18 protein-coding genes are annotated in these 20,646 nt (G+C 72.4%); 10 read left to right on the top strand and 8 right to left on the bottom strand.

Annotated features, from left to right (window positions below; all coding sequences use genetic code 11):
• The coding region (locus tag R7226_RS26665; protein WP_318600433.1) for an alpha/beta fold hydrolase at window positions 1-1,215 on the bottom strand (1,215 nt) is incomplete at its 3' end.
• A 152-nt stretch (window positions 1,216-1,367) separates the two neighbouring features.
• Complete coding sequence (locus tag R7226_RS26660) at window positions 1,368-2,273, bottom strand: SDR family oxidoreductase (RefSeq protein ID WP_318600432.1); 906 nt, start codon at window positions 2,271-2,273, stop codon at window positions 1,368-1,370.
• Window positions 2,274-2,352: 79 nt separating this feature from the next.
• Here R7226_RS26660 and R7226_RS26655 point away from each other — a divergent pair, with 79 nt between their 5' ends.
• Complete coding sequence (locus R7226_RS26655) at window positions 2,353-3,468, top strand: hypothetical protein (protein WP_318600431.1); 1,116 nt, start codon at window positions 2,353-2,355, stop codon at window positions 3,466-3,468.
• Here R7226_RS26655 and R7226_RS26650 read toward each other — a convergent pair.
• From R7226_RS26650 to R7226_RS26640, 3 genes are read right to left on the bottom strand one after another with little or no spacing between them, the layout of a single operon-like run.
• Window positions 3,465-6,044, bottom strand: a complete 2,580-nt coding sequence (locus R7226_RS26650; protein ID WP_318600430.1) for a GH116 family glycosyl hydrolase — start codon at window positions 6,042-6,044, stop codon at window positions 3,465-3,467. The two genes, R7226_RS26655 and R7226_RS26650, sit on opposite strands and share 4 nt — an antisense overlap.
• Window positions 6,041-7,459, bottom strand: coding sequence for an L-fucose/L-arabinose isomerase family protein (locus R7226_RS26645; RefSeq protein WP_318600429.1), 1,419 nt, complete (start codon window positions 7,457-7,459; stop codon window positions 6,041-6,043). Before R7226_RS26645 ends, R7226_RS26650 begins: the two co-directional genes overlap by 4 nt.
• Window positions 7,460-7,467: 8 nt before the next feature.
• Window positions 7,468-8,472: a LacI family DNA-binding transcriptional regulator gene (locus R7226_RS26640; protein ID WP_318600428.1), complete on the bottom strand. Its 1,005-nt coding sequence runs from the start codon at window positions 8,470-8,472 to the stop codon at window positions 7,468-7,470.
• 319 nt (window positions 8,473-8,791) lie between these two features.
• On the opposite strand from R7226_RS26640, the gene R7226_RS26635 reads away from it, so the two are divergent.
• The 6 genes from R7226_RS26635 (at window position 8,792) to R7226_RS26610 (ending at window position 15,246) form a co-directional block, all read left to right on the top strand.
• Complete coding sequence (locus tag R7226_RS26635) at window positions 8,792-10,102, top strand: ABC transporter substrate-binding protein (RefSeq protein ID WP_318600427.1); 1,311 nt, start codon at window positions 8,792-8,794, stop codon at window positions 10,100-10,102.
• A 116-nt stretch (window positions 10,103-10,218) separates the two neighbouring features.
• A complete protein-coding gene (locus tag R7226_RS26630; RefSeq protein ID WP_318600426.1) occupies window positions 10,219-11,049 on the top strand; it encodes a carbohydrate ABC transporter permease in 831 nt (276 codons plus the stop codon).
• On the top strand, window positions 11,046-11,873 hold the full coding sequence (locus tag R7226_RS26625) for a carbohydrate ABC transporter permease (RefSeq protein ID WP_318600425.1): 828 nt from the start codon (window positions 11,046-11,048) through the stop codon (window positions 11,871-11,873). The genes R7226_RS26630 and R7226_RS26625 overlap by 4 nt, the downstream gene beginning before the upstream one ends.
• The gene (locus R7226_RS26620) at window positions 11,870-12,628 is read left to right on the top strand and encodes a hypothetical protein (protein ID WP_318600424.1); all 759 of its coding nucleotides are present in this window, start codon (window positions 11,870-11,872) and stop codon (window positions 12,626-12,628) included. Before R7226_RS26625 ends, R7226_RS26620 begins: the two co-directional genes overlap by 4 nt.
• Window positions 12,625-14,121 (top strand): FGGY-family carbohydrate kinase, encoded by a 1,497-nt coding sequence (locus R7226_RS26615; RefSeq protein WP_318600423.1) that lies wholly within the window; start codon window positions 12,625-12,627, stop codon window positions 14,119-14,121. The genes R7226_RS26620 and R7226_RS26615 overlap by 4 nt, the downstream gene beginning before the upstream one ends.
• A 9-nt stretch (window positions 14,122-14,130) precedes the next feature.
• Window positions 14,131-15,246 (top strand): ABC transporter ATP-binding protein, encoded by a 1,116-nt coding sequence (locus tag R7226_RS26610; protein WP_318600422.1) that lies wholly within the window; start codon window positions 14,131-14,133, stop codon window positions 15,244-15,246.
• Between the two features lie 63 nt (window positions 15,247-15,309).
• Here the strand turns inward: R7226_RS26610 and R7226_RS26605 are convergent, their stop codons facing one another.
• The 3 genes from R7226_RS26605 to R7226_RS26595 all read right to left on the bottom strand — a co-directional run bounded on the left by R7226_RS26605 (window position 15,310) and on the right by R7226_RS26595 (window position 16,915).
• Window positions 15,310-16,254 carry a DUF559 domain-containing protein gene (locus tag R7226_RS26605; RefSeq protein WP_318600421.1) on the bottom strand — a complete coding sequence of 315 codons (945 nt, stop codon included), beginning with the start codon at window positions 16,252-16,254 and terminating at the stop codon, window positions 15,310-15,312.
• 126 nt (window positions 16,255-16,380) lie between these two features.
• Window positions 16,381-16,632, bottom strand: a complete 252-nt coding sequence (locus R7226_RS26600; protein WP_318600420.1) for a hypothetical protein — start codon at window positions 16,630-16,632, stop codon at window positions 16,381-16,383.
• A gap of 16 nt (window positions 16,633-16,648) precedes the next feature.
• Complete coding sequence (locus tag R7226_RS26595; RefSeq protein ID WP_318600419.1) at window positions 16,649-16,915, bottom strand: hypothetical protein; 267 nt, start codon at window positions 16,913-16,915, stop codon at window positions 16,649-16,651.
• Between the two features lie 63 nt (window positions 16,916-16,978).
• Here R7226_RS26595 and R7226_RS26590 point away from each other — a divergent pair, with 63 nt between their 5' ends.
• From R7226_RS26590 to R7226_RS26580, 3 genes are all read left to right on the top strand, one after another.
• A complete protein-coding gene (locus R7226_RS26590) occupies window positions 16,979-17,560 on the top strand; it encodes a TetR/AcrR family transcriptional regulator (RefSeq protein WP_318600418.1) in 582 nt (193 codons plus the stop codon).
• 111 nt (window positions 17,561-17,671) lie between these two features.
• Window positions 17,672-19,450, top strand: coding sequence for an alkaline phosphatase PhoX (locus tag R7226_RS26585; protein WP_318600417.1), 1,779 nt, complete (start codon window positions 17,672-17,674; stop codon window positions 19,448-19,450).
• Window positions 19,451-19,503: 53 nt separating this feature from the next.
• Window positions 19,504-20,646 (top strand): choice-of-anchor D domain-containing protein (locus R7226_RS26580; protein WP_318600416.1); only part of this gene is annotated, 1,143 nt, incomplete at its 3' end.

The following is a 20,646-nucleotide window of genomic DNA, read 5'->3' as shown; positions in this document are numbered from 1 at the left end:
GTCCTCGCGCACGGTCGCGGCGTCGAACGGCGCGAGCGCGGCAGGCGGCAGGGCGGCCAGCGCGGCGGCCGCGGCAGCGGCGCGCTGGTCGGCCGGCGTCGCCGCCGGCCACGGATGCGGACCGTCGGCGCAGCGGGTGGCGAGGAAGAGCGCGGCGTAGTCGGAGACGCCGCCGCGGGAGCCGAAGCGCGGCGGCGCGACGGCGCGGGCCAGCGGCGCGAGGTCGCCGTCGACGGCCGCGCGCACGGCGGCCGGGAAGGCGAGGCGCGCGAACGGATCCATGTCGCCGTCTACCAGCAGGTCGAGCAGCCGCTCGGGCGCGAGCGCGATCGAGCGCGCCCGGCCGCGGTGGTCGACCCAGCGGCCGCGCAGCGGACCGCTCGCGCGCATCCGCTGCACGAGCGTCGCGAGGTCGCCGGCCGGGTCGGCGGTGAAGGGACAGGCGCCGCCCGCGCAGAGGGCGCGGAGCACGCGCGGGATCGCGGCGAAGCTGCTGCGCATGAAGGGGTCGACGCCGGCCGGCGGCACGACCGAGTCGAGCACGAGCCGCGCGACGCCGTCGGGGTGGCGGGCGGCGTAGTCGAGCGCGAGCTTCGTCCCGTACGAGGTGCCCCAGAGGATCAGCTTCGGCGCTCTCAGCGCGATGCGCAGCGCTTCGAGGTCCTCGACCGAGGCGGCGGTGCCGTAGAGCGCGCGGCGCGGGCCAAGCCGTCTCGCGCAGGCCGCGACGGCGGCGTCGAAGCGGGCGTCGCTGTCGCCCGATCGCTGCAACGACGGGCAGCGCAGCGCGCCCGAGTCGCGGGTGCCGCGCTGGTCGAACGTGACGAGCAGGCGACGGCCGAGCGCCTCGCCGAGCCCCTCGCCGGCCTGGTCGAGGAAGCGCGTCGCCGCCTCGCCCGGCCCTCCCGAGAGGTGGACGACCGGCGTGCCGGCGACCGGTCGCCCTCTCGGCACCAGCGCCCGCACCGACAGGCGCAGCTGACCGGGGATCCGCCCGCCGTGGTCGAGCGGCACCCGCAGGCGCGCGCAGCGGGTGACGCGGTCGGCGTTGAGGTCATCGTAGGCCGGTGCGACGGTCCGCCCGTCGCCACAGCCGCCGAGCGCGAAGCGGGCGGCGTCGGCCGGCGCGGCCGCGGCAGCGGTCGACCCGACCGTCGCGAACGCGATCGAAAAGGCGACGCGGGCGAGCCGGCGACTGCTTCCCTGAACCGGCATCGGCAACCCCCTGGTCGGACCATCGCGAGCGAACGTGCGGCGTGAGTCGCCGCGAGCGTACCCGTGCCATCCGGATCGATGCGCACAGGCCAGCTGCTGTCGTTCAGCCGCGGCGCGAGCTGGTGGCACATCTCCACGCGCCGGCCTGATCCTCAGCTGCTCCGCTTCGCCTTGCTGTCGGCCGCGCCGCCGGCGCCGACCGGCGCCGTCACGGCCGCCGCGCCCTCGCGCTCGATCGCGGCGAGCATGCGGTCCTCGACCTCCGGCACCTCTCTGCGCCCCGCGCGGTCGGCGATCACCGCGAACGGGCCGCGCAGCAGGATCGCGGCGCGCACCCAGCCGGGCACGGTGATCCAGCGGCGGCGCCGCTCGATCCCGTCGACGACGCCGTCGATGCACTGCTCGAGCGTGGACGTCTTGCCGAGCGGGCCGGCGATCTTCTTGCGCATCCCGCCGAACTCGCTGCGCTCGTCGGCGCCGCGCACCATGTCGGTGTCGATCCAGGAGAAATAGGCGACGCCGACGTCGACGCCGTGGCGCGCGACCTCGGTCCGCAGCGAGTTGGCGAACGCCTCGACGCCGGCCTTGCTGGCGCTGTAGGCCGACATGAACGGCGCGTGCGCCACGGCCGCGAACGAGGCGATCTGGAGCACGTAGCCGCGCCGCGCGATCACGTGCGGCAGCGCCGCGCGGACGGTCCGCCAGCTGCCGAAGAGGTTGACCTCGACGACCCGCTCCCACGCGGCCGGGTCGATCGAGCGGACGGTGCCGCCGGTCGCGATGCCGGCGTTGGCGATCACGACGTCGATGCCGCCGAAGCGCTCGACGGCCGCCTCGACGGCGGCGTTGATCGCCTCCGGGTCGGTCACGTCGGCCTCGAACCAGGCGGCGTCGGGGCCGCACTCGGCGGCGACCTTCGCCAGCTCCTCGGGCTCCAGCCCGACGAGCGCGACCTTTGCCCCGCGCGCCGCGAGCGCGCGGGCCGCCCCCGCGCCGATCCCGCGGGCGGCGCCGGTGACGAGCACGACCTGACCTGAGATGGGGCGTCTGGAAGCCATGGCGTGACCGTACCCGTGCCGGCTGCGTTCGAGTGCCGGTCGGGCGTGAGGGGGCGCGCCCGGATAACCTCGACGGCGCATGGCGACCCTCGCCGGGACAGAGCACCACCCAAACGCGCGCGCGACGCTCGGCGCCGCGCTGGCGCCCGGCGGCCGGCCGTCGCACGCCTACCTCTTCCACGGTCCCGCCGGCAGCGGCAAGCGGACCGCGGCGCGCGCCTTCGCCGCCGCGCTGCTGGCCGACGGGGCGCCCGACCCCGACGGCGTCCGCAGGCGCGTCGAGCACGGCACCCATCCCGATCTCACGTGGGTCGCGCCGAGCGGCGCGCACGAGATGCTCGTCGGCGACATCGAGGAGGCGGTCGTCGCGGCGGCGGCGATGACGCCGTTCGAGTCGGCGCGCCGCGTGTTCGTGATCGAGCGCGCCGACACGCTGATCGAGCAGGCCGCGAACAAGATGCTCAAGACGCTCGAGGAGCCGGCCTCGTTCGTCCACATCGTGCTGCTCAGCGACCGCCTCGCGGAGGTGCTGCCGACGATCCGCTCGCGGTGTCAGCTGGTCCGCTTCGACGCGCTCACGACCACCCAGTTGGAGGAGCGCGTCGGCCGCCACGGCGTGCCGCCGGAGCTGGCACGCGCCTGCGCGCGGCTGGCGCTCGGCGACGGCGAGCGGGCGCTGGAGCTGGCGCTCGGCGACGGGCCGGCGCTGCGGGCCGGCGGGGAGCGCTTCGCGCGCGCCGCGATCCACGGCAAGGTCGCCGCGACGAGACCGTGGACGGAGCTGCTGAAGGTCAAGAGAGCGCGCGGCGAGGAGGCGGTCGCGAGACTGGAGGCGCAGCTCGCGGACGAGCTGGAGGTCGTCTCCAGAAGAGACAGACGCAAGCTCGAGAACGCCTACTCCGAGCGGATCAGACGGACGAGACGGCGGGTCGAGACCGGCGCGCTCGACCTCGGTCTGCAGCTCTCCTCGCTGTGGTTCCGCGACGTCGCCTGCCTGCTGTGGGAGACGCCCGAGCTGATCCACCACACCGACCGCGTCGACGAGCTGACGCGCGACGCGGAGGGGCGCCGAGCGACGCAGCTGCGCGAGGCCGTCGAGCTGGTCGAGGAGACCCGCCGACGGCTGCGCAGCAACGTCACCGAAGAGCTGGCGCTCGAGGCGTTGGCCTACCGCCTCGAAGCGCTGCTCGACTAGCGCCTGACGACGACGGACTCGCCGGCTCGCAGCGTCGTGCCGGCCGGGAGCGCGAAGGTCGCGCCGTCGACTTCGACGGAACCGAGCGGTGCCTCACCCCACGCGGTCGCGAACTCGACCGCGTTGTCGCGCACCGTCAGCGTGCCCCACGCCGAGCCGGCGAGGAAGGGGAAGGAGCCCGTTCGCCCGCTGACCGCCACGCGCGCGCCGAGCGCGTCGTAGCGGTAGCCGGTCAGCGCCTCCAGCACGGACCAGCCGGCCATCGCGCGCGCGTAGTGGTCGCCGCACTCGATCTCGTTGTAGGGGTTGCGGCGGCTGCCGTCGTAGCGGGCGCGCAGCGCGCGCAGCAGCCGCAGGCCCTCCTCCTCCAGGCCCTCCATCAGGCAGTGCGCGGCGACCTGGTACTCGACGCCGGTCCAGACCTCGTCGCAGTAGCGGATCGGCACCTCCGGGCGCCCGCCCTTCGGCCACGTGCAGTTGAGCAGGCCGCTGTCGTCGGCGTCGGCGAAATAGCGGTAGCCGTGCTCCAGCTCGCCGAGCCTGTCGCGCAGGTTGTTGGCGATGATCGAGCGCAGCGCCGTGCGCACGTGCTCGACCGGCAGCAGGTGCCCCAGCTCGAGCTGATGCGCCCACCACTGGCCGAGCAGCTGGTCGGCGAGGCAGCCGTCGCCGAAGTCGAACGCCTCGCCCTCGGAGCGCTGCGTGTAGTACTCGCCGTTCCACAGCAGCTCGTCGTACCGCGCGCTCGCACGCTCGAACCGCGCCCGCCAGGCCGCCGCGTCGGACTCGGACTCGCCGAGCGCGCGCGTCAGCTCCTCCATCGCGCGCAGCGCGGCCAGCCAGAGGCCGCCGACGAACATGTTCGGCCCTTGCAGCGAGATGTCGTGCGTGACCGGCTGGTCACCGCGCAGCACGCCCGTCTCCCGCGGATCCCACGTCTCGATCACGTACGTCATCAGGCGCTGGAGCCGCGCCCATCTGGAGCGCAGCCAGTCGAGCCCCGCGCCCTGGCGCAGCTCGCGGTATGCCTTGAGCGGCGCCCCGAGCATCCCGTCGAGGGCCGGACGCTCGGGGCCGCCGATCCCGACGCCGTGGAGCTGAGGCATCCACAGCGGCAGCACGACGCGGTGCGGGAGGTAGCCCTCCGGCGCCTGCGTCACGTCCAGCTCGACGTCGCGCATCGTGCGCTCGAGGGCGGGGAAGATCCGCGCCAGCGCCTGCTCGTAGTTCCACACGTGCGTGCACGTGAGCGGGCAGGAGCCGCCTGCGAGCCCGTTCCAGTTCAGCGTCGAGACGCCGAGGCCGCCCTCGAAGCCGAAGAGGTTGCCGTCGGCGGTGCGGAGGGTCGTCGGCGAGCGCACCAGCGACGGCTGCGCATCGAGCACGTCGACGACGATCTCCGGCAGGTCGGCGTCGGCGACGGCGTGCGCCCACGTGCGCGAGGCGGCGACGAGCGCGTCGCCGTGGGCGGCGAACTCGTCGAGCACGTCGGCGACGCCGCCGGGGAAGCGGGTGCCGTACCAGTTGCCGACCCACAGGCGGCTCGGACCGAGGTTGCGCTCGGGGCCGAACTGGTCGAAGTCGACGGTGCGGTTTGGGAACCACCAGGCGTGCACGACGCGGACGGTCGTGGTGGCGCCGGGCGTGAGCGCGAACGGGATCGCGAGCGCGCCGGTCCAGGTCGTGCCGGCGGGGCTGGGACCGGTCGGGACGCGCTGCGGCGTCGTCGAGTCGGCGACGGCGGCGCGCACCGCCGCCTCCGACCAGTCGCCGGTCTGCGTCGGGCCGAGCAGCTTGAGCGTGTCGAGGAAGCGCAGCGCGTCGAGCGCCCGCGCCGCGCGCGGCAGCGGCACGCAGGCGTGGTCGCTCCACAGCGCCATCTGGCCGTAGCCGGGGTCGTCCTCGGCCAGCAGCGGGTTGTCCATCAGGACGGTGGTCGCTTCGCTGCCGCGGATCAACCGGTTCACGTTGCCGCCGAGCAGCCCGCAGCGCTCGTCGTGCAGCGGCGTGATCCCGTCCCAGCCGACGGCGTTGGGCAGCGTCGCGAGCGCGAAGCCGTGGATCGTCAGCTCGGTCACGTTGCTCAGCGTCAGCTCGTGCACGACCAGCGGCAGGCCGGAGGCCTCCTCGTCGAGCGGTACGAACGGCGTGTGCGACTCCAGCTCGACGGTCACCGGCAGCTCGGCGTCCTCGAACCGCACGCGCGCGAACGGGTAGGCGCTCTCGAAGGTCGTCGCGGCGACCGACGGCCAGCCGGCGGTGCTGCCGTCGACGCGCGCGGCCGGGAGGTGGTCGTCGACGTTCGGCGCCGGCTGGGCGGGCGCCGGCAGCGGCGCGGTGTGCAGCACGCGGCGGACGTCGAGCGGCGGCTCGACCGAGGAGGCGCGCAGCGCGAACAGCGCCTGCGGCAGCTCGCCGGCGTGGTTGGGCAGGTTGTGGAGCTGCCACTGGCGCAGGACGCCGTCGCCGCCGAGCGCGACGTGGCCGGCGCCGACGCCGCCGAGCGGCAGCGCGACGGCGCGGCGGTCATCGCCGCTGTGGCGGCGGACGGTCGGTCTGCCCGCGGGCGCGCTCACGCCGCGAGCGGGCCGAAGCCGTCGAAGTCGACGTTCATGAAGCGGCAGACGGCGCGCAGCGACTCGACGTGGTCGCCGGGGATCGCGTGGATGTGGTTGGAGCCGTAGCGCGAGAGGAACTCGGCGGCATCGGCGTCGAAGCGCGCGAAGGCGTGCGGCCAGACGTACGACGACGCTCTCATCAGGCGCTCGTTCTCGGCCGCGTCGAACTGCACGAACTCGCCCTTCAGCACGTGCATGCGGTAGCGGCCGTCGAGCCGCGTCAGGCGCGCGAAGGTCATCTCGCCGGGCGCGGCGAGGTGGTGGACGGAGGCGCCGCCGGCGGGGAAGTAGAAGTCCTCGGGGTAGAGGTGGACCTTGCTGAGGTTCTCGGCCGCGTCGTCGGAGCGGGCGGCGAACCAGGTCGCGTGCTGGCCGGAGTTGCAGAGGTCCCAGACGTCGATGTCGGCGTGGTGGTGGCGGACGTCGGCGAACAGCACCGGCGTGTCCGAGAGGCGGTGGAGGATCTGCATCGTCAGCGCCGCGTCCATGTCTGCCTCGGTCGCGCAGATGTGCGGCGCCTTCGGCCCGTTCCAGTCGTAGGGGTCGTTCAGCAGCGCCTCGGCGACGTCCATCGTGCAGTAGTTGTTGGTCAGCTCCGGCTGCGCCTTGATGCCGCTGAAGTCGAGCTTGCAGTCGTCGATCAGCTCGCGCATCGCGACGTAGGTGCGGACCTGGCGCTCCAGCAGCTCCGGCGTCAGCAGCCGGCCGTCGTAGTGGACGGTCGTCTGCTGCTCCAGCCACTCGCGGCCGGCGCGCGCGACGGCCGGGTCGACCAGCTCGGCGCGGCGGACCAGCTCGTACTGGTCGATCTCCTCGGTGTCGATGCCGAACTCGCGCATCCACTGGTCGCTGGAGGAGACGGCGGTGTACATGCCCATCGGGCGGCCGCCGATGCGGCCGAAGGTCGAGCCTCTCAAGCCGCGGACGGCGGCACCGGCGCGCGCGAGCCCGCCGAGCCGCTCCAGCACGTCGGCGTCGCCGACGTCGCCCCACGCGCGCGTGTGGACGCGTCCGAGCTGGTCGAGGCCGCCGCCGGCGGCGAGCATGCCGACCATGCCCGGGTACTGCGGGTCGACGTTGGAGAAGAGCGCGAGCGGCCCGTCGGTCTCGTTGGCGGCGAGCACGGAGAAGTGCGGGAAGGCCCAGACGGGGATGTTCAGCAGCGTCAGATCGGCGCGCGTGTCGGCGAGTCTGCGTGCGGTCTGGACCGCGTCGGCGTTCGTCGTGATCGACGCCTCCGCGGCGATCACCTCGTGGCCGGCGCCGCCGAGCGCAGCGGCGATCCGGCGCTGGACGTCGAGTCCGAACGCTTCGATGTCGCGATGCACCATCGGACGCCCGTCCGACATGGTCATCAGCGCGATGCGGGCCATCTGTTCTCCTACTGCGTGGTTGGATCTGCCGTGCCGCACGAGACGCGGCGGCGCAGCTCAAACGGGTGCACGATGCGGCGCGGCTCGGTGCGCCGGCCGCTGACGCGGTCGTGCAGCAGCTCCATCGCGTCTGCCGCCATCTTGCGCACGGGCTGCGCGACGACGGTCAGCGGCGGATCGAGGTACGGCGCCCAGAAGGGATCGTCGATCCCGACGAGCGCGAGGTCGTCGGGCGCGCGCAGGCCGTGCTCGCGCATGGCGGCGAGGACGCCGACGGTCATCAGGTTGTTGGCGACGACGAGCGCCGTGGGGCGCTGCGGGGCGGCGAGCAGCTCGGTCATCGCCGCGCGCGCCCCTTCGATCCTGAAGTCGGCTTCGGCGACGCGCGGGACAAGACCCGCGCGGCGCATCGTCAGCGCGTAGCCGTCGAGCCGCTCGGCGCCGGTCTCGACGTCGCTGCGGCCGCCGACGTAGACGACGTCGGTGTGGCCGGCTCTGAGCAGCAGCTCGGTCGCGGTGCGGGCGCCCTTGACGTTGTCGGCGATGACGACGTCGGCGCGCTGGTCGGAGACCTCGCGGTCGAAGGCGACGACGGGGATGCCGCGGTCGATCAGCAGCCCGATCTCCTCGCCGGCGGGGTGCGAGGGGGAGAGGATCACGCCGAGCACGTGCTCGTCGGCGAGCATCTCCAGGTACGTGCGCTGCTTCTCCGCCGACTCGTCGGTGTTGCAGACGAGCAGGTGGTGGCCGGCGCCGTAGGCGAGGTCCTCGACCGCGCGCACCATCTCGCTGAAGTGCGGGTTCTCGATGTCGGAGACGACGACGCCGATCGCGGAGCGGCGCTGCGTGCGCAGCGAGCGGGCGAGACGGTTGGGGCGGTAGCCGAGCGCCGCGACGGCGTCGTGGACGCGCTGCTTGTACTCGTCGCCGACTCTCTCGTCGCCGTTGAGGACGCGCGAGACGGTTGCCGGCGAAACGCCGGCGTGCTCGGCCACCTGGCTGATCGTCACCACCTCTGCACTCTCCTCTCTCCTCGATTCTTGAGAAAACCATTTCTGGCCTCTCTCGCAAGAGCGTAGGGATCGCGCTCGTTCCGTGTCAAGTCCCACAGTGACGGGGAAGTCGATCTGCAAATTCACCCCTTGACAGCGGCGCAAGGGTCAGGCTAACTTCCATCGGCCCCCGGGAAACCGATTTCACAGAAAATCGATTTCACAGGGTGGGCCATCCAGGTCGCAGTCGGCCGCCGCAAGGGCGCGGCCGGCGTGAAGGAGGAGAGACGTGACGTCGAATCGAGGAGACGATCGGCTGGCGGCCATGCTCGCCGCCGGCATGTCGCGCCGGTCCCTGCTGCGCAGCGGCGCGATCGCGGCCGCGGGTCTCACCAGCGCGAGCCTGCTCGCCGCGTGCGGCAGCGACGACAGCAGTGGCAGCGGCGGCGACGGTGGAGGCGGCGGCGCGGAGCTGTCGTTCGTCTACATGGGCACCGCCGAGCAGCAGAAGTCGTGGAACGACCTGTTCGCCGAGTTCGGCCGCACGAACAGAACGATCAAGCTCGAGGCGACCGGCGTCCCCGTCGACAACTGGGCCGCCTTCTTCGACAAGGTCAACACGCAGATCGCCGGCGGCGTCAAGTACGACATCGTCCAGATCGCGACCGAGGGCCGCGAGCTGTTCGCCTCCGCCAACCTGCTGGAGCCGCTCGACGACTTCATCGGCAGAGACAGAAGAGAGCTCGACGAGCTGCTCGCCGACGTCGATCCGAACCTGATCAAGTGGAACACCGAGTCGGGCTCACCTGATGGCAGAACGTATTACCTGCCGGGTGACTTCAACACGATGTGCCTGTGGCTCAACACCGACGTGGTGAGAAGAGCCGGCGCCGAGGTCCCGACCGACGACTGGACCTGGGACGACTTCTACCAGCTCGGCAGACAGGTGAAGGACCGCACCGGCGCCTTCCTCTATCCGGCGACCGCCGAATACTTCATCGGCGTGATGCCGTGGCTCACCACCAACGGCGCCTCGACGATGTCGGCCGACTGGAGAACCGCCACCTGTGACACGCCCGAGGCGATCGAGGCGGCCGAGTTCGCGCGCAAGCTCGTGCAGGACAGACTGAGCCCGGCGCCGGGCGGCTCCTTCGACCGCTTCACGCTCACGATCCAGGGCAGAATGGCCGCCTTCGGCGGCGGCCGCTGGCCGATCCTGCAGGTCCGCTCGCTGAGAGCGGTCGACAAGTTCGAGCTGCTCGCATGGCCGCACAACAAGGCCGAGCGCGGCTCTCCGGTCGGCTGGGCCGGCTACCCGATCTTCAAGACCTCCGAGAACAAGGAGGACGCCTGGACGTTCGTGAAGTTCCTCGTCTCCGAGGAGGGTGAGACGTACTTCGCCAAGGGCGGCGGCACGATCGTGCCGGCGCGCCGCTCGGTCGCCGAGAGCCCCGCCTTCCTCGACGACTCGCCGAGAGGGACCGAGAAGCTCTACGAGGCGCTGCAGTACGCGACCCCGATCCCGTCCCCGCCGAGAAACAACATCATCCAGCGGGAGATCGAGGACATCTGGGGCCAGATCCTCACCGGCAACACGTCGGCGGAGGACGGCATGAAGAAGATGCAGGACGAGATCTCGGCGAACCTGTGAGCTCAGGAGCAACACAGATCGTCGGTACGTCCCGTGCTGTCGGTGGAGCGCCCAGGCGGCGCTCCCCGCGGGGCGGCGAGAAGCTGACGCCGTACCTCTTCCTCTCGCCGGCGCTGTTGCTCTTCCTCACCTTCGTGGTGGCGCCGCTGTTCGGCGCCATCGCGTTGAGCTTCACCGACTGGAACCTGCTCGGCAGCAAGAGATTCATCGGCCTCGACAACTTCACTCGCCTGGCCGAGGACGGCGACCTGCACAAGGCGCTCGGCAACACGCTGATCTTCACCTTCTGGTCGATCGTGCTGCACGTCGTCGTCGGCCTCGGCATGGCGCTTGCGGTGAATCGACAGATGTGGCGCGTGACGCGCTACTTCCTGCGCACCGCCTTCTTCTTTCCGTTCCTCGTCTCGTGGGCTGCCGTCGCGCTGATCTGGCAGTACGCGCTGGACCCCAACTTCGGGATCGCGACCTTCTACGGCGACAAGGTCGGCATCCCCGGCCTCGCCGACGGCTGGCTGCTGAACAAGACCTACGCGCTGCCGGCGCTGATCCTCGTCGACCTCTGGCACACGATCGGCTTCGCCTTCGTCGTCTTCCTCGCCGGCCTGCAGGCGATCCCCGGCCACCTCTACGAGGCGTCGGAGGTCGACGGCGCCGGACCCGTCAGACGCTTCTGGCACGTGACCCTGCCGATGCTCTCGCCGACGATCTTCTTCATCGTCGTGATCAGCTTCATCGGCGCCTTCCAGATCTTCGAACCGATGTACATCATGACCCGCGGCGGACCCGACGGCGCGACCTCCAGCGTCGTGCAGTACCTCTACGAGACCGGCTTCCGCAACTACGAGGTCGGCTACGCCGCCTCGATCGGCCTGCTCGTCTTCGTCGCCGTGCTGGCCGCGACGCTCGTGCAGTTCCTGCTGCGCCGCCGGTGGGTGTTCGAGGGATGATCGCCAAGCGTGCAGGCAACCTCGCGCTGAGCGCGGCGCTCGTCGCGCTCGGCCTGCTGATGATCGCGCCGATCCTCTGGGTCTTCGTGACGACGATCCTGCCGGCCGAGCAGCGCTTCGCGCTGCCGCCGAAGTGGATCCCGACCGAGTTCGACTTCAGCGCCTTCGGCAAGGTCTTCGACCTGATCCCGTTCTGGAAGATGCTGCTCAACAGCATCGTCATCACGGGCGTCATCACGCTCGGCGCGGTGACGACCAGCGTGCTCGCCGCCTACGCCTTCTCGCGGATGGAGTTCCGCGGCCGCAACGCGCTCTTCATCCTCTTCCTCGCGGGCCTGATGATCCCGCAGCAGATCACGATCATCCCCGTCTTCATCGCGATGCGCGAGCTCGGCCTCGTCGACACGCGCGCGTCGGTCTTCCTGCCGTTCCTCGTCAACGCGCTGGGGATCTTCCTGCTGCGCCAGTACATGCTCTCGATCCCGCGCGAGTTGGATGACGCGGCACGCGTGGACGGCGCCGGGCGGCTGACGATCCTGTGGCGGATCATCCTGCCGCTGGCGCGGCCGGCGATCGTCGCGCTGTCCATCTTCCTCTTCCAGGTCTACTGGAACGACTTCTTCTGGCCCAACGTCTTCCTCTCCTCGCCCGACAAGCTGACGCTGCCGCTCGGCCTCGTCTCGCTGCAGGGCGCGCAGGGCGAGAGCGAGGCGGTCGTGGTGTTCGCCGCGATCACGCTGATCGTCGCGCCGCTGCTGCTGATCTTCCTCTTCTTCCAGCGCGCGCTGGTCGACTCGATCGCCAGCTCGGGGGTGAAGGGGTGAGCGCGTCGGCGCCGCGCGCCGGCCGCGCGACGCAGCGCTCGCGCAGCGTCGCCTCGGAGCCCGGGGCGTCCCCCGCGCGCGGGCCGCTCGCCGTCGTCGCACCACAGCTGTGGCGCAACCTGCCGCTGATGGCGGGGATCGGACTGCTCGCGCTCGCCGGCGCCCTGCTCGCCGCCGGCGCCGCGCTCAGCGGCGCGGCGATCGTGCTGGCGCCCGCGCTGCTGGCCGTCACCGTCGCGCCGGCCTGGTTCGCCGCCTGCGCGCTCGCCGACCCGGTCCTCGACGGGCGCGTCGTCGGCGCCGCGCGCGTCCGCGCCGCCTTCGCGCTCGGCTTCCGCCGCGGGCCGGTCGTGGCGCTGCCGGCGCTCGTGCCCGCCCAGCTCGCCGCCGTCGCGCTCGCCGCGATCGACGCCTCCGAGCAGGGCGCGCTGGTGCTGACCGCGTCGCTCGCGGCAAACCTCGTCGTGCTCGGCTGCGCGCTGATCGTCGCGCCGTTCGCGCTCGCGGCGGCCGCGGGGGCGTTCGCTGCTCCCGGCGAGGCGCCCGCGGGCGTGCGCGATGTCTGGCGGATCGGCGCCGGCATCGCGGCGACGCTGCCGCTGCTGGTGCTCGGCGGGATCGCCGTCGCCGTGCTCGGCGTGCTGCTGGCGCGCGCGCTCGGTCCGGTCCTGCTGGTGGTCGTGCCGGGGCCCGCGGCGCTCGTCGTCGTCGCCTGCGCGCGCGAGCAGCTGGCCGCGCGCGGGGTGCTGCGATGAGCGCCGTCGCGCACAGCGAGCTGCTGCTCGGGATCGACGTCGGCACCGCCTCCTCCAAGGGCGTGCTCGCGACCCCCGACGGCACCGTCGTGGCGACCTCGGAGCGGCCGCACCTCGTCTCGCGGCCGCGCCCGGGCTGGTTCGAGCACGACGCCGAAGAGGTCTGGTGGACCGACGTCGTCGCGCTCGCGCGCGAGCTGGGCGGGGTCGCGGGTCGCGCGCTGAGAGGGATCTGCGTCAGCGGCATCGGGCCGTGCGTCGTTCCCTGCGACGGCGCGCTCAGACCGCTGCGGCCGGCGATCCTCTACGGCGTCGACACGCGTGCGGAGGCCGAGGTCGCGGACCTGACCGACCGTTTCAGCGATGAGGCGATCCTCAGGCGCTGCGGCTCGCAGCTCTCCAGCCAGGCGCTCGGCCCGAAGCTGCTGTGGCTGTCGCGCAACGAGCGCGACGTGTGGGACCAGACGCGCGGCTGGTACATGGCCAGCTCGTTCGCGGTCGCGCGGCTGACCGGCGAGTACGTGCTCGACCACCACTCGGCGAGCCAGTGCGATCCGCTCTACGACCTCGAGGCCGCTGACTGGGCGCGCGACTGGGCGCCGGACGTCTGCCCCGGCGTCGAGCTGCCGCGGCTGGTGTGGCCGGGCGAGCAGGTCGGCACCGTCACCGCCGCGGCCGCCGCGCGCACCGGACTGCCCGAGGGGCTGCCGGTCGCCGCCGGCACGATCGACGCGTGGGCGGAGGCGTTCAGCGTCGGCGTCCGCAGACCGGGCGACCTGATGCTGATGTACGGCTCGACGATGTTCTTCGTCCAGGTCGCGGCGTCCTCGCCGCGCGCCGCCGGGCTGTGGTCGACCGCGGGCGTCGAACCGGGGGCGCCGACGCTCGCCGCCGGGATGTCGACGAGCGGCTCGCTGACCGACTGGCTGCGCTCGCTCTCCGGCACGCCGTTCGCCGCGCTCGCGCGCGAGGCGGCCGAGGTGCCCGCGGGCGCGCGCGGTCTGCTGGTGCTGCCGTACTTCGCCGGTGAGCGCTCACCCGTCTTCGACAACCACGCGCGCGGCGTCGTCGCCGGCCTCACGCTCGATCACGGCCGCGCCGAGCTGGCGCGCGCGATCTACGAGGCGATCGGCTACGGCGTGCGCCACAACCTGGAGGCGTTCGCCGCCGCCGGGGCGCCCGGCTCGCGCGTGATCGCCGTCGGCGGCGGGACCAAGAACCAGCTCTGGACGCAGGTCGTCTCGTCGATCGCCGGCGTCGCGCAGGAGGTGCCGCGCGTCACGACCGGCGCCGCCTACGGCGACGCGCTGCTGGCCGGGATCGCCGCCGGGATCGTGCCGGCGGAGACCGACTGGACCGTCGCCGACACGACCGTCGCGCCGGCTGCCGCCGACGCCGCCGTCTACGAGGAGCTGTACGCCGCCTACCTCGAGCTGTACCCCGCCACCGCGGGGATCGTCCACCGTCTCGCAGCGCTGCAGTCGCAGTCGTAGGAGAGCCCGATGTCCGCCATCACCCTGGAAGAGATCACGAAGCGCTACCCCGACGGGACGCTCGCGGTCGACTCGCTCAGCCTCGATCTCTCCGACGGCGAGTTCATGATCCTCGTCGGGCCGTCCGGCTGCGGCAAGTCGACCGCGCTGCGGATGGTCGCCGGCCTGGAGGAGATCAGCGACGGCGAGCTGCGGATCGGCGGCGAGCGCGTCAACGAGCTGCCGCCGAAGGGTCGCGACATCGCGATGGTCTTCCAGAACTACGCGCTCTACCCGCACATGTCGGTCGCGAGAAACATGGGCTTCGCGCTGAAGATGGCGAAGCTGTCGAAGGCTGAGATCGACCGGCGCGTGAGAGAGGCGGCCGAGATCCTCGACCTCTCCGAGCACCTCGAGCGGCGGCCCGGTCAGCTCTCCGGCGGTCAGCGCCAGCGCGTCGCGATGGGCCGCGCGATCGTGCGCGAGCCGCAGGCGTTCCTGATGGACGAGCCGCTGTCGAACCTCGACGCGAAGCTGCGCGTTCAGACGCGCGCCGAGATCGCGCGGATCCAGAAGCGCCTCGGCACGACGACGCTCTACGTCACGCACGACCAGACCGAGGCGATGACGCTCGGCGACCGCGTCGCGATCATGAAGTCGGGGGTGCTGCAGCAGGTCGGCTCCCCGCGCGACCTCTACGACACGCCGGTCAACGTCTTCGTCGCCGGCTTCATCGGCTCGCCGCCGATGAACCTGCTGCCGGGCGAGCTGATCGGCGACGGCAGCGTCGCCCGCACCGCGCTCGGCGAGCTGCCGCTGCCGCTGCCCGGCGGCGCGCGGCCGGCCGACGGCCGCGTGATCGTCGGCGTGCGCCCCGAGTCGTTCGTCGAGGGCGCGGCCGACGGCGACGCGGTCGCGCGCGGCGAGGAGATCGCCGTCGACGCGCCGGTCGAGCTGAGCGAGTCGCTCGGCTCCGACGTCTACCTGCACCTGCGGCTGCCGGGTGGGGAGGCGGTCAGCGAGCTGCTGATCGCGCGCCTCGGCGCCGCCTGCGCGCTCGCCCCCGGCGACCGCGCCCAGCTCCGCCTCCGCCCGGACGCCCTCCACGTCTTCGCCGCCGCCGACGGCCGCTCCCTGCGCGCGTAGCGCGCGCCGGTCGCCCCAGGACTGCAGGTCTACTACCGCCACGCAGTAGTAGACCTGCACTGTTCACGACACGAGCAGGCGGTGGAGCTCTTCCGCGGTGCGCCACGGCGCTCCGACGATGTCGCGCCACCGGTAGCGCACGACGCGCCAGCCGCCCGCGCGCAACGCGTCCTCCTTGCGCGCGTCCTTGCGCCGCGCGGCCGGCGTATCGTGGAAGCGGCTGTCCAGCTCCACGACGAGCCTCCGCTCTCGCCAGCAGGCATCGACTTCCCACCGCTCGATGTCGACGTTGTGTTCGGGAGGCGGCAACGAGTGGGAGGCGAGCAGTTCTTTGAAGCGGTGCTCCAGTTCGGAACGCAGCAACGCCGGTCCGGCGTGGGCGTCGAGCGCGGCGCGCAGGGCGGCGGGGCCGCGCCCGCACCGTCCCCGAAGACGTTCGAGGACGGCGTCGATCGCGCCGAGGTCGAGCACTCTGTGCACGTCGGCCTCGTTGACGAGGCGTGCGAGCTGGCGCGGCCCGAGCACGTCGGCGAGGTCGACCAGCGTGCGCGAGACGGTCGTGACGGGGATGCGGTGTCGAGTCGTCAGATCCTCGGGTGCCAGCGAGCGACGGGGATGGATTTCCAGCCAGTTCGTCGTCTTGCGCAGCTCTGTCGTCGTGACGAAGACGCGTCTGCCGCGCTCCGCGCGCAGGCCGTGCATCGCCGCGGCGCTGTAGTGGCTGAGGACCGCGCCGGGACCTGCGGCGAACACGCCAGCGAGCCACTCGCCCTGACGCGTGAGGTGTCGATGCCCGACGGCGTAGACGCCGCGGTGAAGTCTGATCAGCCGCCGCGCGTCGAGGCGAACGGCGAGCATCGAGGGAGTGATCCCGAGCCCGTCGAGCTGCCGGCGTGCCACAACACCATGCTGGCGATCTGCCAGACGAGCGATGGTCAGGTCCGGAGCAGTGCAGGTTGGCTGCGGTAAAGCCGCAGCAGAGTTGCGACGGTCGGCAGGCGGCGGCACGCTCCCAACCTTGCCGGCACAACTGCGGAATGTGGCGCGCGGGGTGTGACGATTCTGCGCAGGGGTGGCGGCGGTGCGCCCGAGGCGGGGCGAAGATGCCGCGAACGCGGCGCCGAGACGTGACTGCTAGTGGTAGCCCTCGGGCCAGTGGCCGTGCTCGTCGTAGTACTCGCGCGCCTTCTCCTCGCGCCAGCGCTCGTTGTTGCTCTTGATGCTGAGGCGGAAGAGGAGGTTGAGCATCAGCACGATCACGGCGGTGCCGATCAGCATCACGCCGAGGCCGCCCCATTTCTCCGCGCGCGTCTCCAGCAGCCAGATGCCGACCGCGGTCAGCACGACCGGCAGTCCGTAGCGGACGGCGGGGACGACGATCTTCATCACGCCGTCCAGGATCTCACGCCGGGGCGTCCTCGGTCAGCTCGTAGAGGTCGACCCCGAGCCGGCGGATCCGTTTCAGCGTCACGGCGCGCTCCAGGGCGCGGCCGAAATGGGAGTCGGCATGCCAGTAGTCGGCGCCCGCGAGCGTCGCGACGCGCTGCACGGGCATCACGCCGTAGCGGCGCAGGATATGCACGATCTCCTCGATCTCGGCATCCAGCCGAGCCGGGCGGGAGTCTGAAGACACGCGCGCGATCTTCCCCTGCCGCGCGCGCTGGCGCAAGGGCGCGCGCCGGACTCTCAGGATTGGACACGACCGCGCGCTTGACCTGATACCACTCAGCGCGTGTCACAGCGCACTGTTGAAGACGACGCCCTGCTCGACGCGACGCGCGCCTGCGTGCTGGCGGTCGGCGTGCGCCGCACGACGGTGACCGACGTCGCGCGGCGCGCCGGCGTCAGCCGCATGACGCTCTACCGCCGCTACCCGGATGTCACCTCGCTGATCCAGGCGCTGATGACACGCGAGTTCTCGGCGATCATCGAGGACGTCGACCGCGTCGCGGCGCAGCGCCCCGACACGCGCGCGAGGCTTGTCGAGGGCGCCGTCCTCGGCGCCGACAGGCTGACGCGCAACCCGCTCTTCCTGCGGATCGTCGACGTCGACCCGGAGCTGCTGCTGCCGTACGTCACGACGCGACTTGGCAGCTTCCAGCAGGCGGTCGTCGGCGCCTTCGAGGTGCAGGTGCGCGAGGGCGTGGAGGACGGCTCGATCGCCGCCTCCGACCCGGCGATCGTCGCGCGCTCGATCGAGCTGGCGCTGCGCGGCTTCGTGCTGCAGACGCTCGCCGACGGCGCGGAGGCGGCGCGCGAGCCGGAGCTGGCCGAGCTGCGAGGCATGCTCGACCGCTATCTCGCGCCGCGTTGAAACCGGTGCGACCGGCGCATCGGCGTTCGTAGCTCGCGTTCACCGCTTTCACCCAAGCGCTTCACCCACAAGTAACAGATAGGTGAAAACTGCCCGCGCTTAATGCGGCGCATGACTGTGATTCGTCGTCGAGACTTCCTCGTGGGCGGCGCCGCCGCCGCGGGCATCCTCGCGCTCGGCCCCTCCTTCTGGCGCACGGCGCTCGCCGCTCCCGCGACTGTCGGCGACGGTCCCTACGGCCCGCTGCAGCCGCCCGACGCCAACGGGCTGATGCTGCCGCCCGGCTTCAGATCGCGCGAGCTGGCGCGCGGCGGCCTGCCGGTCCCCGGGACCGACTACACCTGGCACATCGCCTCCGACGGTCAGGCGACCTTCGCGCAGCCGGACGGCAGCTGGGTGCTGGTCTCGAACTCCGAGACGGCCGCGGCCATCGGCGGCGGCGTCTCGGCGCTCCGCTTCGACACGCAGGGGAACGTCAGAAGCGCCTACCGCATCTGCGGGGGCACCTCCTCCAACTGCGCCGGCGGCCGCACGCCGTGGGGCACATGGCTGACCTGCGAGGAGTTCGGCGGCGGCCAGGTGTGGGAGTGCGACCCGCGCGGCGAGCAGGACGCGGTGATGCGCCCGGCGATGGGGACCTTCAACCACGAGGCGGTCGCCGTCGACCCCGTGCAGAAGCGCCTCTACCTGACCGAGGACGAGGGCGACGGCTGCTTCTACCGCTTCACCCCCGATGCCTATCCCGACCTCACCAGCGGCCTGCTCGAGGTCGCCGTCGTGAACGCGAGCAACCGCGTCAGCTGGCGCGCGGTCCCTGATCCGCTCGGTGTCGCCGGCGCGACGCGCAGACAGGTGAGAAGCGCGACCAAGTTCAACGGCGGCGAGGGGATCTGGTTCGACAGCGGCTTCGTCTATTTCACGACGAAGGGCGACAACACGCTGTGGTCCTACGACACCACGACCCGGACGCTGGAGAAGATCTACGACCCTGCCACCAGCGGCAACGGCGAGTTCCTCCGCGGCCCCGACAACCTCACCGTCGCGCGCTCCGGCGACGTCTTCGTCTGCGAGGACAACAGCCAGCCCGAGTTCGACATCGTGATGGTGACGCCAGAGCGCGTGATCGCGCCGTTCCTGCGCACGTCCGGAGCCAACGGCGAGATCCACAGAAAGTCCGAGTTCGCCGGCGTGATCTTCTCGCCCGATGGCGAGCGGATGTACTTCTCCTCCCAGCGCGGCCACGACGGCGCCGGCGTCGTCTACGAGGTGACGGGCCCCTTCCGTTCGGCGCCCGTGGATCCTGGCAGAGAGGATCCGGACAGAGAGGATCCCGGCAGAGATGGTGAGGGCGAGCCGCCGGTCGACGAGCAGCCGCCCGCGCCGCTGCCGCCGCAGGAGCGGCCGCCGCGCGTGCCGAACCCGCGCCCCGGCCAGCAGCCGCGGCCGCCGGCGACCGTCGAGGACGTCGACGCCCCGGGCCTGACGATCGCGGCGAGCGGCCGCCTGCCGCTTGCGACGCTGCGCAGAGCAGGCCTCGCCGTCACCGCCGACGTCGGCGAGGCGGCGACGCTGACCGTCGTCCTGCGCACCTCCGCGCTGGCGACGACGCCCGGCAAGCGCGGCTCCGAAGCGCGCCCGGTCGAGGTCGTGCTCGCGCGCGCGACGGTCACGGTCGCCGCCGGCAGACGCCAGCTGCGGCTGAAGCCGGCCGCGAAGGAGGCGAAGCGGATCGAGGCGGCGCTGAGAGCCGCCCGCCGCCGCGGCCGCCCTGCGCAGCTGCGCGCCCGCCTCTCGGTGCAGGCGAAGGACGCCGCCGGCAACGTCCGCATCGCCACCCGCGCCGTCACGATCAGCGACGCCGCGACCGTCTCGCGCGGAGGCAGACGCTGATGCCCGCCCGCGCCCCTCATCGCGCTCACCTCCCTCACGACAGGACGATCACCATGCGACGACTTCTCGCTCTGCTGGCGGCGACCGGCGCGCTCGTGCTCGCCTTCGCCGGCAGCGCCCTCGCGGCCTTCACGCCCGGCGCCGTCAGCTTCAGACCGGCGGGCGTGCTGCTGCAGCTGAGAGACGACGACCTCGCGGAGGACCTGTCGAGCTTTCCGTTGTCGTGGCCGGGGACGATCGACGCCGCCGGCAACCTCACCTTCCCTGGCGCCGGCTTCGGGCTGCCTGGCGTTCCGGTCGACGACATCGGCGCGGTCGTCACGATCGGCGCCGTGAGCGACATGACCGGCAGGCTCGACGAGACGACCGGCGAGGTGACGCTGACCGGTGACTTCCAGGTGATCCTCAGATTCGCGACGCCGGTCGTCGCGACCTGCACGATCCCGCTGCCCGGCTACCGCTTCACGACCGACGGCGTCGAGCTCGGCTCGCCAGCTGAGCCGCTGCCGCTCGCGGGTCAGGCGCGCGACTTGCTGAGCGGCTCGGCGACGATCGCCGCGGGCCTCGCGAACGCCGCGATCGCCGGCGGCGACTTCTGCACCGACGCCGGCCGCCTGCTGAACATCCCGGGCCCGCTGGGGCTCGGATTCCCCGGCAGGCTGAACCTGCCGGCCTCGCCGGTCAGAGCCGGCGAGCCGTTCCTGTTCGCGCCGAAGCCGAGCTTCCCGGCGCAGACTGCGCAGACGATCGGCGCCGCGCGCCCGGTCACCGTCACCAATCACGGAGACCAGCCGCTCGACGTCGAGGAGCTGTGGGTCGAGGGAACCAACGCCGACGACTTCCTGATCTCCAGCGAGAGCTGCACGCGCGGCACCGTCGCGGCGGGCGCCAGCTGCACCGTCTCGATCCGCTTCGCGCCGTCGGCGGCGAACGCGGTCGCGACCGCCACCCTGGTGCTGGAAGCGAACACCGATGCCGGCGTGCATCGCATCGGCGTCGCGGCGAGCAGCGGCGGTCTGCCGATCGGCGAGCCGGGCGAGCCCGGCTTCGACGGCGTCGACGGGCTCGACGGCGCGAACGGCAGAGACGGGGCCGACGGCGCCGACGGCGCCGCCGGCCCGCGCGGCGCGAGCGGGCCCGCCGGTCCCGCCGGCGCGGCCGGCTACAACGGCTACGACGGCTGGGACGGCGCGCCC

This window comes from Conexibacter stalactiti, from assembly GCF_033542075.1.
GTDB lineage: Bacteria > Actinomycetota > Thermoleophilia > Solirubrobacterales > Solirubrobacteraceae > Conexibacter > Conexibacter stalactiti.
Note: the sequence above shows the minus strand (reverse complement) of the source record. Positions and strands in the feature narration are given on the sequence as shown.

What these genes read in the sequence shown, in the direction of transcription:
- R7226_RS26635 (WP_318600427.1), top strand. Translation starts at nt 8,792, where the DNA reads ATGTCGCGCCGGTCCCTGCTGCGCAGCGGCGCGATCGCGGCCGCGGGT.
- R7226_RS26625 (WP_318600425.1), top strand. Translation starts at nt 11,046, where the DNA reads ATGATCGCCAAGCGTGCAGGCAACCTCGCGCTGAGCGCGGCGCTCGTC.
- R7226_RS26610 (WP_318600422.1), top strand. Translation starts at nt 14,131, where the DNA reads ATGTCCGCCATCACCCTGGAAGAGATCACGAAGCGCTACCCCGACGGG.
- R7226_RS26585 (WP_318600417.1), top strand. Translation starts at nt 17,672, where the DNA reads ATGACTGTGATTCGTCGTCGAGACTTCCTCGTGGGCGGCGCCGCCGCC.
- R7226_RS26615 (WP_318600423.1), top strand. Translation starts at nt 12,625, where the DNA reads ATGAGCGCCGTCGCGCACAGCGAGCTGCTGCTCGGGATCGACGTCGGC.
- R7226_RS26645 (WP_318600429.1), bottom strand. Translation starts at nt 7,459, where the DNA reads ATGGCCCGCATCGCGCTGATGACCATGTCGGACGGGCGTCCGATGGTG.
- R7226_RS26660 (WP_318600432.1), bottom strand. Translation starts at nt 2,273, where the DNA reads ATGGCTTCCAGACGCCCCATCTCAGGTCAGGTCGTGCTCGTCACCGGC.
- R7226_RS26655 (WP_318600431.1), top strand. Translation starts at nt 2,353, where the DNA reads ATGGCGACCCTCGCCGGGACAGAGCACCACCCAAACGCGCGCGCGACG.
- R7226_RS26600 (WP_318600420.1), bottom strand. Translation starts at nt 16,632, where the DNA reads ATGAAGATCGTCGTCCCCGCCGTCCGCTACGGACTGCCGGTCGTGCTG.